This window comes from Bacillus sp. FSL R7-0672, from assembly GCF_038601465.1.
Lineage (GTDB): Bacteria > Bacillota > Bacilli > Bacillales > Bacillaceae > Bacillus > Bacillus pumilus.
Window position 1 is genome coordinate 2,871,657 of sequence record NZ_CP152010.1, and the last position, 12,834, is coordinate 2,884,490.

General features: G+C 41.6%; 8 protein-coding genes. 2 read left to right on the top strand and 6 right to left on the bottom strand.

Annotated elements, in window-relative coordinates; translation table 11 throughout:
• Nucleotides 1-28 precede the first annotated feature (28 nt).
• The 6 genes from essA to MKY18_RS14710 form a co-directional block, all read right to left on the bottom strand.
• Nucleotides 29-514, bottom strand: a complete 486-nt coding sequence (gene essA, locus MKY18_RS14685; RefSeq protein WP_065099078.1) for a type VII secretion protein EssA — start codon at nt 512-514, stop codon at nt 29-31.
• Complete coding sequence (gene esaA / locus MKY18_RS14690) at nt 504-3,401, bottom strand: type VII secretion protein EsaA (RefSeq protein WP_342497555.1); 2,898 nt, start codon at nt 3,399-3,401, stop codon at nt 504-506. Before esaA ends, essA begins: the two co-directional genes overlap by 11 nt.
• Nucleotides 3,398-7,873, bottom strand: a complete 4,476-nt coding sequence (essC, locus tag MKY18_RS14695; protein WP_268454915.1) for a type VII secretion protein EssC — start codon at nt 7,871-7,873, stop codon at nt 3,398-3,400. The genes esaA and essC overlap by 4 nt, the downstream gene beginning before the upstream one ends.
• A 51-nt stretch (nt 7,874-7,924) precedes the next feature.
• Nucleotides 7,925-9,238, bottom strand: a complete 1,314-nt coding sequence (essB, locus tag MKY18_RS14700) for a type VII secretion protein EssB (RefSeq protein ID WP_283923943.1) — start codon at nt 9,236-9,238, stop codon at nt 7,925-7,927.
• A 14-nt stretch (nt 9,239-9,252) separates the two neighbouring features.
• The gene (locus MKY18_RS14705; RefSeq protein ID WP_003213579.1) at nt 9,253-9,492 is read right to left on the bottom strand and encodes an EsaB/YukD family protein; all 240 of its coding nucleotides are present in this window, start codon (nt 9,490-9,492) and stop codon (nt 9,253-9,255) included.
• A gap of 95 nt (nt 9,493-9,587) precedes the next feature.
• The gene (locus tag MKY18_RS14710; protein ID WP_003213769.1) at nt 9,588-9,881 is read right to left on the bottom strand and encodes a WXG100 family type VII secretion target; all 294 of its coding nucleotides are present in this window, start codon (nt 9,879-9,881) and stop codon (nt 9,588-9,590) included.
• 405 nt (nt 9,882-10,286) lie between these two features.
• Between MKY18_RS14710 and MKY18_RS14715 the strand changes: the two genes are divergently transcribed.
• Nucleotides 10,287-11,516: a PucR family transcriptional regulator gene (locus tag MKY18_RS14715; protein WP_106067663.1), complete on the top strand. Its 1,230-nt coding sequence runs from the start codon at nt 10,287-10,289 to the stop codon at nt 11,514-11,516.
• A 110-nt stretch (nt 11,517-11,626) separates the two neighbouring features.
• Complete coding sequence (gene ald / locus MKY18_RS14720; RefSeq protein WP_065099083.1) at nt 11,627-12,763, top strand: alanine dehydrogenase; 1,137 nt, start codon at nt 11,627-11,629, stop codon at nt 12,761-12,763.
• Nucleotides 12,764-12,834: the final 71 nt, after the last annotated feature.

Consider the following 12,834-nt stretch of genomic DNA (forward strand, 5'->3'; position numbering starts at 1 on the left):
AAAACCTGCCTCTTTTTAAAGAGACAGGCTATTTCTTCTCAGCCTTCACATTCACCTTTGGAATTAGAATAAACATCACAACGATGCCAAAGACGATTAAGAAACCAAAGATGATCGGAAGCAGTGCGGATGACTGCTTCTTGTGATCATCGCCAGAAGGTGCCGATACAGCGGCATCACGAAAAGAGATATTCATCTCTTCCATCATGTGTGCTGATGTTTTGGGCGGGTTCTCTTTTAGATCACTGAAAAGCTGCGGAGAAAGAGACCCTCCCGGAGTTTTAGGCGGTTCAGCAAAATGAATGTCTGTTTTAACTGTTGATGTCTTTTTGCTTTGTTCGTATTTCGTTTGATCCCTCAATATACTTGAGTTAATATTGAGTTCTTTTTCTTGATATTCATTCGGCCTGACATTTGTATCCGTATCTTCACCAGCAGCGAAAGCAGCAGGAATGAGGAGAAAAAGGGACATGACACCAAGTGCCATCCCTTTCACGAACAGATTAAGCCTCATGAGTCACATCACGTTCCTCCGTTTTATCTTTCCATAGCTTTGTCACAAGCGGGATGGCCATGAAGAGGACAGTTAAAATCACTAATCCTATAACACCCATTCCAAAGTGATCTCCATCTCCATATTGGATGGACAGGTACACGTCTGTCACTGGATTTGTGAAATGGAAATTCGGCATCACCAAATCAATTAATGGTGCGACAAAGAAGAAAATAAGCGCCGTTGCTGCCATCCATCCGGCAATAGAGCCGAAATGGAACGCCGTGCGAATAAAGGCGGAACAAGTCACTAATAGTAAAATCGTGAAAATGGACCATTGAATCGCTTGATCATCTGCAAGCTTGTAAATGTTCAGTCCGAACAAGCTGATCATGAGTCCGACTAATAGATTTAAGATGCCAAACAGTGCACCTTTAACCAGCATCGGAGCTGCCGCATAATACGAGCTGAAAAAGCCAATTAACAAACTACTGATCATCACAATGACCAAAATGACCACTGGCGGTACAGTCTGCGTTTTTTCTTCTGGTACATCACCACTGATTTTCAGCGGATTGGCTAAGTGATTATACACATAGTTGCTGTTACCTTGATCGCTTAATGTGTTTCCTAAAATACCTTTCAAATCTTGCTGAACAAGTTTCGTGGAATGAACATTCTTGCTCCAGTTTTCATTCAGCGTATCCGCTTTTTCTTGGACCGTTGTGACACTCTCTTCAATGTTATTCGTATAATCCGCCACCCCTTTTTGGCGATCGGTTAACGAACTCATATTTTCAGAAAGTCGAAGCACTTCCTGACCAATTGAATCCTGCGCACTGACAACAATAGAACTGCCTGCAAGGTCTGCCGTATACACTGCATCTCCTTGATCAGCCATTTGCTCCGCAACATTGTCCGCACTTTCAGAAATTGTGTTTAATTCCTGTTCCATGCTTGCCTGCTGAGTCGAAATGTATTCTGCATAGCCATCTGAAAACTTCTGCATCTCATCAATAAAAGTAGCCACATCATCGTTTGACGTCAGCATTTGTTTTTTGAGCGTATCCCAGTTGTCTGTTTCCTCTTTTTTGATGGAGAGGATGGACTGGATATTCTCTTCTTTTGCGTCATATAAAGAAGAGTTATTAGATGGTTGATAGACATTTGCGATCATCAGCTCTAGCTGAGAGAGTTGATTGGAATACTCCATTAATTTTTTAGTTCTTGTTGATTTTGTTTCGAACTTTTTCTCAAAAAGATGATCGCTAAAGGCATGACTAATCGGTGAGTTACTGCGCTTCAGCTCTTTTACTTTGCTTACAATGGATGATTCTTGATTTTTGATTTCATTCGGAATGACGTTATATCGATCTTGTAACCATAGAATCATCTTTTCAAGTTTATCTACTTTTTTCGTCAGACTCTCAAGCTCTTTACTCATTTGACTCACTTTGTCTTTCAATTCGTCATTATGAGCAGCCGCTTTTTCTTGAATTTTCTTTTTCACTTCATCTAAGCGAGTTGAGAGTGCTTTTAGGTCATCCTGCGATGAATTCTTGCTGCCGCTATCTGGCTGAGCAGGATTTTCACCACTTTCACCTTCTTCCCCATCTCCAGCCGAAGGCGGTGTCTCCTGTTCTCCTAATTGATCCGCGAGGTCGTTCATTTCTATTGAAATTTGCGAGAGCTCATTTGTTTCTTCATCTAGGTTAATCCCAATCTCTTCTGGGTTTTCATTATCTTGATCTGATAGCCCGTCATCTTCAGAATCAACTGGCGGGTCAGGCTCGTCCATCAACTCTTGCCTTTTTGCCAATAGCTTTGTCTGCAAGACTGATATCTTATTTCGATAGTCTTCTAAGTAACGATCTTCATAGTTTTTAATTAGTTCCTTCTGAGACGCTATCACAAGTTCCGTTAATCCTGTTGATTGCTTAGGAATGGCTTCTTCTCTTGACTTTTGAACAGATTGGATGGCGCTGTCCGTTGTGTTCAGCTGACTTTGTACCCCGTTGATGTCTGTTTTGAGTCCGCCCATTTGATCACTAAAGCTGCGGGCATTTTGGTTTTGGATATCAGCGAGCTGTTTGAGCCCCTGCTGGATTTGTTTTTGGTTTGTCGATTGCGCTTTGATCAAGAGGTCCTTTTGTTTGTCTTGATACTGCTGGTACTGATCGACTACTTTCACAAAGTCCTTTAACTGGTTCTTTGCTTCTTCTGTTGTAGTCAGACCGTCTTTATACTGTTTCTGCGAGTCGGTCATCGCATTTTTTAATTCTTCTATTTGTTTCTTCTGCTGCTGAACCGCGTCTGATAGTTTGTTTGAGTTTGGCTTATAGAAGTTATACATCGTGTTTTGGAATTCGACTTCTTTGCCGACAATATGCTCAAACTCTTCTCTGACATTGCCGATTTCCTGTGATACAAAACTCCAGTATAACGTCGACATCTGTTCATTCATTTTCTTTTGCGCATTTTCCAGCTCTCTTTGCACTTTCTCTTTATTGACTGAATTGAGCTGATCTTGAATGGAAAATTGAATGGATGCCTTTTCAGGATGGTCTTTATCATAGCTCAGCACATTTTTAGAGAAATCAGACGGGATATAGAGGACAGCGTCATACTTTCTGCTTTTCAGTCCATTTTCCGCCGCACTGCGGTTCACTACGGTCCATGTATAATCTGGACGCTCTGATAATGCGGCGACGACATCTTGTCCGAAACGAGCAGTGTTTTCACTTTCGCTCGCTCCCATATCCTCATTGACCACAGCAATATTACGTGTGGCATTCTTTTTCTGTTTTGCCGGGTCATCTCCAATGAGGTGGAAAAATAAAACCGGCAGAACAAGAATCAATATCATCGTCGATACGATTTTGATGGAGCTTTTTTGCTGCTCTGTCATTGAACACTCTTCCTTTCTACCGCACATAAAGGAACCTGAATTTTCTTCTCTTTCCCGTTCTCAACCAAATACCCGAAGCCTGGCTGAATATCTGGTTCTTGTCTTGCATAAGGAAGCGGTATGATGTTTTGCTCTGATTTTTTCATGAGTAACATGGCATGACGAACTTGTTTGATTTCGTTTGTGAGTGCATCATAGCCTTTACTGAATTCGGTATGATTTCCTGATGCGATCAGGCTAAAGCCTAGGTGCGCATATGATTTCATGAAATCAGCCAATTGATCTTGAAGACGCGGGTCGATTGTCTGCTGAAAACGCGTGATCCCATCAACCACAAGCACAATTTGAGGGAACGACAACTGATCAGTCTCTCCCCGGCGCACAGCTTCGACGTACATCTCTTCCCGCACCTTGAATAAACGGTCTATTTCCTCTGCCCATTCGGTGATATCATCTTTTGTTTCAAGGTAATCAATGTTCTCTTCTTTTGCATAATGAGAGAGACCCCGATCAATCGAATCAAAGACGGCCAGCTTCTCAGGTTTTGCTGCTAAAAGCTGATCAAGCATCAGTTTTGTCACATTTGTTTTCCCTCGCTGCGTTTGACCGATGATGAGGCAGTGTTTATTCTTCTTCAAGTCAAAGTAAACAGGTGCAACAGATTCCTCATCTAGTCCAACTGGAATGTCATAAGGCTGTTTTTGTTCTTCTAAGCGATTCTCTAGCTCCCAAATGGTTAGTTTATCAGGAAGCATTGGTACAGGTTTTGGTTTTTCAGCTGATTCAAAGCGATCATGAAGAAGCTGAATCTCTTGTTTCAAATGCTCAAACAGCTCGAGATCGTTCTCTCCTTCAACTGGTAGGAACATTTGTGCAAAGTAAAGCTCTTCTTTGTTGATAATGACTCGCCCCGGAATCGGCTCTAAGCTAAATTTCGGTCTGCCAATAATCGAGTACGCCTCTCCTTGATCCATTAAGTAATGGACGACCTTTGTTTTCAAGTTGTTCATAAGAGATTGGCGGACTGCATTTACCCGAGTCGCTGTAATCAAGAAGTAAATTCCTAATGATTGACCATCACGGCTCAGCTGGATAAATTCAGATTCAAGTTCATGCATTTCGTCTTTGACAATGTCAAAGTTGTCGATCACGATGAAAATGAATGGGAGCTTTTTCTCATTTAAGGCGTTGTACATTTTGATATGACTCATTTCTTGCTGCCTGAATAACCGCTTGCGGTATTCAACTTCTTCCCGCAGACGCGTCATCGACTTTTGAATCTTTCTCATTTGATCCATTAAGAAATAATCCGCCGTGTGCGGCAGTTTGGCTAACGGAAGCAATGTTCCGTTTCCGAAGTCATAAATGTACGCATGCCATTCTTCCGGTGAATATCTCTCCGCAAAGCTCATGAGCAGTGTTGTGGCAGCAAGTGATTTTCCGTAGCCGGAGGAACCAAAGATGCCAATGTTTCCATCCTCCATCATGTGATAAGAAAGTGGATGCTGGCTTTGCTGATCTGGCTCATCGACAAGCGCAAAATGGAAGACATGCTCTTCACTTGACGCATAACGTGATTTTGGAATCCGTTCTTCGAGCGGTGGAAGCCAAGGACTTGGGAGCTTCTCAATCCCAAGCTTCTGCTGCATACGTTCAATTTCATCCACAACAGCAGAAATCTCCGACACTGTCTCCTTTTTCACAGCCGGCTCTGTACTTACCCCAGATAACGGAATAAGTCCCGTATCTGTCACAATGGCAATATCATCTTCTGATCCGTAGCCATCTTCCATATAAGGCGCACCGCTCCAAGCTGATTGGAACAATTCATAGATTTCATTGTTTCCTACTTGTAAGTAGCCGCGGCCTGTAACGGTAATAGACGCCGCATCACTATTTTTCAATATTTCCTTACTGTCTGACGCATCTTGTACTTTTAGTGCGACCTTAAAGCGGGAGTTACTCCAAATCTGATCATCAATGACTCCGCCTGGCTTTTGTGTAGCTAAAATGAGATGGACCCCGAGGCTTCGGCCGATACGTGCAGCACTGACAAGCTCTCTAATAAAGTCCGGCTCTTCACTTTTTAATTCAGCGAACTCATCAGAGATTAAGAATAAATGAGGCATTGCCTGTTCAGCCTTTTTCTCCTTATAGAGCTTCGTATAATCATTGATGTGATTCACATGATATTGATCAAACAAGCGTTGTCTTTTCTTCAATTCACTTTTAATTGAAGCAAGCGCCCTTTCACTAAAGTTCTTACTGCCTTCAATATTGGTGATCGTGCCAAGTAAATGAGGAATATTCCGGAACGGTTGCGCCATTCCGCCTCCTTTATAGTCAATCAATAGGAATGCGACTTCATGCGGGTGAAAGTGTACAGCGAGCGATAAAATATACGTCTGTAAAAATTCACTTTTCCCTGATCCTGTTGTTCCCGCCAACAGGCCGTGCGGGCCGTGTGCTTTTTCGTGCAGGTTCAGATCCACAATGTCATTTTTTCCTTTATAACCGATTGGCACAGAGAGTGATTTGGCCGTTTCTGATGTGAGCCACTTTTCACGAATGCCAATCTCGTCTACCTGTTTGGCATGAAAAAGATCAAGGAAGGAGACCGTTTCAGGAATCGAATTGGTCATGCCAACTTGATGATCTAATGTTCTCAGCGTTCTGGCAAATAGCTCATTGTCCCTGCGCTCATGTGTATCAAGCTGAAATGGAATTCGGACGGCTTTCTTGTGCTGAATGAGAATATCTCCTTCTTCCTCGTTAATATAACGGACAAGCGTCGAGATATTTTCAGCTAAGCTTTCCTTTGTTTCAGCAGCAAAAATTATGGAGATGCCAAGGTCAGTTCGGCTGCCTTCTAAATATTCTAAAATCACATGTTCCGCAATGAGCTCATGATTTGTCACGATAAACACAAAGTGAGGCGTAAAGATCTTCTTCTCTTTTTCTTCTTCTAGATCACGCTCACGTAAAATTTCATAAATGGAGGACAACAGCTGATCACGTGTTTGTTCGTTGTAAATAAACCCTTTGCCGTATGTATGAGGCAGCTGGAAATGCGGAAGCCATTTCATCCATTCCCAATTCTCATACTCTTGCTCATGAAAAATAAACACAAATCTTAAATCATGATAGCTATGCGAGAAAGCAAGCTGTCCGACAAGCTGATGAAGCTCCTTTTTTACAATGGCTGGCTTTCCAATCAATCCAGTTGGGCCATCGGCAAGACCGAATGTGATAGGTACATCCTTCACTTCACGATAGAACTGTTGCATGTGCTGCGTTTGTTCCATTAAGTCATCGATATCACGATTGGCCATATCACCGCCGCTCATCGATAGTTCATAGCTTGACGGAACTGCGCCCGTCCCAAGACGCAGCTGCAAGAAATCATCACTCACAAGTGTTTTTTCCCAAATTCGGCCGCTAATTTCTGACGTTAAATACTTCATTTGTTCAAATGACGGATAATGATACGTCAAAATATATTGCTGGCGGTCGTAAAGCTCTTGCAGCTCTTTTCGTTTATTTTCTAAGTAAAGAGAATAGACTCGCTGCCGTTTCTCTTCCCGTCTTTTGCGTTGTGATTTCTCTTTAAAGTATTGAACAGACGATGTGATTAATGTCATGATAAACATCGCCATCGACACGACAATAAAGATTCCGCGCGGCTGGACAAGAGCGACAATTCCCATCACAAGAAGCATCACAAGCGGCGGGAGGACAACAAGCCAAAGCCCTCTGCTGTTATTTTCGCTCTCCTGCAAAGGAAAGCTAAAGGAAACCCGGTCATCTGGCAGATCATAAATTAAACGTGGTGTTCGTCTATATAAAGGATATTTTTGTTTTGTTTCTGTGCTTGGTGCTCTTGTTTTTTCCAAACGTGTTTGAAATGGTTCATATGCAGTCACCTGCAATAAATCATCATCTTTCAATGTCACCGTCAGAAAGTTCCAGAACAGCTCATCTCCAGCATCAATTGTCTCTGGACCGTGAATTTTTTTCCCGTTCACATAAATCGTTTCGTCCTGAGGCATGACGTACCAAGTTCCTTCGATTTTCTCCAAAGTAAACTGTCTCGCATCTTGAAACATAGAATGCGCTTGTTCTTTCCACACATCGATCTCATCTTTGTTCTCACGTGAAAAAGACAGCTCGACTCTATTTCCTAGGTAATAAATGTGTTGATCATGATGTGCTTCCATTAAAATAAGTGTCAGTGTATTAAGCTTATATGGTTCATGTGGAAGCAATGTGCCTTTCTTCTTTTCACCCTGATAAATGGAAAAGCCATCATTCGGTTCATCGGGAGTTAAACGGATGACCCCTTCATCAAACGAAAGTGAAGGGATTGTCACCGTATGCTCTATTTCAGGTCCAATCACAGCTTCTCGATTGAACTGCTCGTCTAAACGGACGGTTTGATAATCCTCCTCATAAAAAACCCAAAGAAGACTCAAACGCTCCACCTCCTCATGGGACAGCACCAACTGTCAGTTGTATCGAAAGAATTATTTTTTCTCATCTTTTTTCGTCTGAGAGGTTTTCTTTTTCGCTTCAGATTCTTTCTCTTTTTTCTCTTGATCGGCTTTTGACTGCTCTTTTTGTTCAGCTGTTTCATCTGTTTGGCTTGCGCCCGAGGAGTCATTGGTGCTTGTCTCCGTTGTTTCTTTTTCTTCATATTTCGCCATTTCCTTAATGATCGGATCTAGCTGTTTTTGTTTTTCTTCAGCAGAAAGACTGTCATCGTTTTGAATGTCATTGCGGTAGGCGACGAGTGCCGTAAATATGTACCGGTCGTCTCCAAGTACACGTGCAATATCAAGTGCTTCCTTGCTATTGCCTTGTCCGATATGAATCCAGAAAAGGAAATATTGCGGATCAGTCTGTAATGTGTATGTATCTGTGATTTCTTTTTTATGCTGATCGAGTAACAGATTGCCTTGATTTGTTTGTACATACGAAATGGCCAGTTCATATTGAAGAGAGACCGGCATTTGATTGGCTGAATATTTTTCTAACGTATCCACCACTTGGCTGTACTGTTTGTTGAGATAATATTTGTTTGCCTCGACATACGCTTCTTGTTTCGGCATCGCAAAAAAGAAGGTGTAAATGGTGTACACCAATGCAGGGATTAATAGGACAAGCAGACCTAGTCCGACATATCGTTCGACCTTCCATTTCTTTTTCGGAATGGTCAATAGCGTTTTCTCTTTCGTTTCAATCGTTTCGATCTTTTGCTGAATCAGGGCAGACAATTCTTCCAGAGACTGCGTTTCGCTGATCTCTTTTGCCAGTTCAGATAATTTCAGCGTCTCGCTGTAAGCAACATATTCTTGAAACTGATATTCATGGTCCACCACTCGAAGAATGACGGCTTTGACCTCTTTTAACAGACGATGCTCATCCGTTTCATATGGCGGGATGCTTTCTTTGACGCCGTAATGCAAAAGTGCAGGAGCTAAGCCTTGATGAAAAACAATGTTTTCAGGAGAAACAATAGGATGCAGCCGCTTCACGTCGTGTTTGCACACTGCATCGACAAGCTGGTATGAAAAAATCCATTTGCTTTTTTCATCCTTCGCATGGATGAAACGAAATTCCTGATAGGCAGGAGGCGGTTGAATAGAAATAATGACCTCATCTTCAGTTAATTGAATCTCTTTTTTGAATGAAGGATTGATGTCTTTGATTGGTGCCGCTTCTAAACCGTCTAAGAGTTTAATGGTCTCTCTTTGAAAAATGAAGCTGTAGGTTACGCCCTCTTTTTTCATCACTGCTTCTAATTGTTCTTCTAAATAGGAACTCTTTTTATCTGCCATTTACAAAAGTCCTTTCATAGTATTTCCAGCCTGTCTCCTGTGGTGATTCCACAGTCTGACAGCTTATATTCGCCTGAAAACACAGCTTTCTTATTGACTACTCGCACCCAGCCGCCTTCTCGCTTAGGAAGTGAGATTTGTTTTGCCTGCCAGGCGATATGGATGACTTGTTTAATATGTAAATAATTTGATAGTCTCAAATCAAACACACTGCCATCATAATTTTTTAAGTCGATGGTAATATCGATATACACAAATTTCCACCTCACAAAATAGAAAGAGCGCCGGCATCCATTGACAGACTCGGCGCTTTTTCTGCTTTTCACACTTAGAAAGGAAATCCCTTTGATTAGCCGCGGATTTGGCTGGCGATGTCTTGGTCAGTGCTTTCAAGTGTATTTGCCGTTTGATCAAGCTGATTGCTGACATCTGTTAATAGATCAGACATTTTGATGAATGAAGGCTTTAACTGCTCGTATTGATCAGCAAATGCTTCACTAGAAGCACCTTCCCACATTCCTTTTAAATCTGAGATCATTCTATTTAGACGATCAACTTGGTTTAACACTTCTTGACTTTCAACACCATATTGCTTAGCGGTCGCTCTTAGTTCTTCTGGGGTTACACGAATAATTCCTGACATATTCCTCATTACCTCCCGTGCATAGCCGCCATATAATGGGCTAATCCACTTATTTTTTGACGTTATTATTATAAAAACAGAAATGATACACAGTCAAACAAATCTGTTTTTATTTTACAAAATGAGTCTATAGAATTACTGTATTTTCGCTTTTTATCTAGTATTTAACATTTTTTTGGTCATATATTCTTAATAAGTGTAGACACACTTCACTGAATCTTTCCACCTATTGATTTATTACTACGTTATTATTGTACTATTTCTTTTTCGCCTTCTTTCAGCATCGATGCGCTCGCTTCTCATAGCGATCTCTTTTTTAAATTTATGGCATTTTGTTATTGATTTACGTACCTCTTTCTCTTCATAATGTAAGTACGTGAAATATTCGAAAAAGCAGGGGTTTTTATGACAAAAAAGACGGATCCATTTAAGTATAGTCTTGATCGTTTAGAGGATGTGGCAGACCAAATTAGTGATGTGCTCAATTGCCCTATTACTATAGAAGATACGCATCATCGATTGTTGGCTTATAGCACACATAATGATTTTACTGATCCCGCCAGAACTTCAACCATTATCTCCCGCCGCGTACCGGAAAAGGTCATTAATCGGCTTTGGAAGGACGGCATCATTCCTACACTCCTTAAAACAGACGAACCGCTTCGTGTCCCTCAAATTGCAGAGGTGGGTTTATCTAGCAGGGTTGCCATTTCAATCTGGAAGGACAATGAAGTACTCGGATTTATCTGGGCGATTGAATCCACGCAGCCTTTTTCAGAAGAAGACATGGACCTTCTGAAGATGGCAGCACATGCTGTTAAAAACAAATTACTTAACTTACAAATTCGTAAAACGAAAACAGAAGTACGCAATCAGGAGCTTTTTTGGAAGATGCTCACAGGTCATATTCATGAAAAGGATGAGATGCTCGACCTATTTTTAAGACTCGGCATCAGATGTCCAGACACGTATGCCATCATCATCTTCCGCCTTCGTGACGAACTCACAGAGGACACAGAAAAAAAGCTATCTTATCTGCTTGAAACAACGCAGCAAGTCCAAGTGCTGTTAACGACTGTTGATTTTCACGAATTCATTATTCTTGTCTCACCAAAAACAGAGCACCCGCTGCAGGATATTAAACAATTCACAAGCGGCATGCTGCAGCAGCTGTCTGACCGTTATCATATCCATCACGTTCAAGCAGCGATTGGTGGAATTTACGATAACATCTCTCATATTCAGCCATCCTATAAAGAAGCACTCGCTGTATTAAAAACAAAAGAGCGCTTCCCTGTTGAAACCGAACGTTTACACAGTTTTTCTGAACTTGGTATTTATCAATATTTAGATGTCCTCGCTGAAAAACGAAGGGGCTCATCTTACTCCAGTTACTCATTATCAAAGTTGGAAGATTACGACCTGAGGCACCATTCCAACCTAGTCGAAACCCTTGAACGATTTATTGACTGTGACAGCAATGCCAATATTGCGGCAAAGCAATTAAACATCCACATCAATACATTGAATTACAGATTAAAACGCATTACAGACATTGCAGAAATCGATTTAAAAAACATGAATGAGAAAATGACCATATACCTTGATATGAAGCTAAAAAACGTCCATTTGTGAAATTTCACAAAGAGGCGTTTTTTTATTTTTTATTTCAACCGAAGCATTTTTTAAACATTCAGGATACACTAGACATACAATATGAATAGATAAGCATGGGAGGAATAAACATGATCATCGGCATTCCGAAAGAGATTAAGAACAATGAAAACCGAGTGGCATTAACACCAGGAGCAGCTTCTCAATTACTTTCAGCTGGACATCAGATTTTGATTGAAACAAACGCTGGTTTTGGAAGCGGATTCACTGATGACGATTATGTATCTGTTGGTGCAGAAATTCTTGATCAAGCGAAAGATGTGTGGGCATCTTCTGATATGATCATGAAGGTAAAAGAACCATTACCTGAGGAATATTCATTTTTCAGAGAAGGACTCATCTTATTTACGTACCTGCATCTTGCTGCAGAGCCCTCCTTGGCTGAAGCTTTAAAACAAAAAGGCGTCACAGCTATTGCTTATGAAACTGTAACGGACGAAAAATCACTCCCTCTCTTAACGCCTATGTCTGAAGTGGCAGGCAGAATGGCCGCCCAAATCGGTGCACAATTTTTAGAAAAGCCAAAAGGCGGTAAAGGCATCTTGCTCGCAGGCGTACCAGGGGTATCAAGAGGGAAGGTCACGATTATAGGCGGCGGTGTTGTTGGAACAAACGCAGCGAAAATGGCGATTGGACTTGGCGCAGATGTCACTCTTATTGACGTAAACGCAGAACGCTTACGTCAGCTGGACGATCAATTTGGTCATCAAATGAAAACGTTAATGTCTAACCCTGTCAACATCGCCGATTCAGTCAGTGAGGCAGACCTTCTCATTTGTGCGGTACTGATCCCAGGTGCCAAAGCACCAACGCTTGTGACGGAAGAAATGGTGAAGCAAATGAAGCCCGGTTCCGTCATCGTAGACGTAGCCATTGACCAAGGCGGCATTGTCGAAACCATAGATCATATCACAACACATGATCAACCTACTTATGAAAAACACGGTATTTTACATTATGCTGTCGCCAATATGCCTGGAGCAGTTCCACGGACATCGACTGTTGCTTTAACGAATGTCACCGTTCCATATGCGCTGCAAATTGCTAATAAAGGCGCTGCAAAAGCCATTCAAGAAAACAAAGCCATTGCAGAAGGTGTCAATGTCATGAACGGACATATCACATATGAAGCCGTCGCTCGTGATCTCGGCTATGATTATGTACCTGTTCATCAAGCGATCGATGCGTCTTCTATGACAGAAGCTTAATACAGACCCGCCCTTTTGATGGGCGGGTTTTATTGTTAACCAACAATAAAACCAGGTTGACAAATAGTCCT

Excerpts from the sequence above, each read along its gene's own strand:
- essA (WP_065099078.1), bottom strand. The coding sequence starts at position 514 with ATGAGGCTTAATCTGTTCGTGAAAGGGATGGCACTTGGTGTCATGTCC.
- esaA (WP_342497555.1), bottom strand. The coding sequence starts at position 3,401 with ATGACAGAGCAGCAAAAAAGCTCCATCAAAATCGTATCGACGATGATA.
- essB (WP_283923943.1), bottom strand. The coding sequence starts at position 9,238 with ATGGCAGATAAAAAGAGTTCCTATTTAGAAGAACAATTAGAAGCAGTG.
- MKY18_RS14710 (WP_003213769.1), bottom strand. The coding sequence starts at position 9,881 with ATGTCAGGAATTATTCGTGTAACCCCAGAAGAACTAAGAGCGACCGCT.
- MKY18_RS14715 (WP_106067663.1), top strand. The coding sequence starts at position 10,287 with ATGACAAAAAAGACGGATCCATTTAAGTATAGTCTTGATCGTTTAGAG.
- ald (WP_065099083.1), top strand. The coding sequence starts at position 11,627 with ATGATCATCGGCATTCCGAAAGAGATTAAGAACAATGAAAACCGAGTG.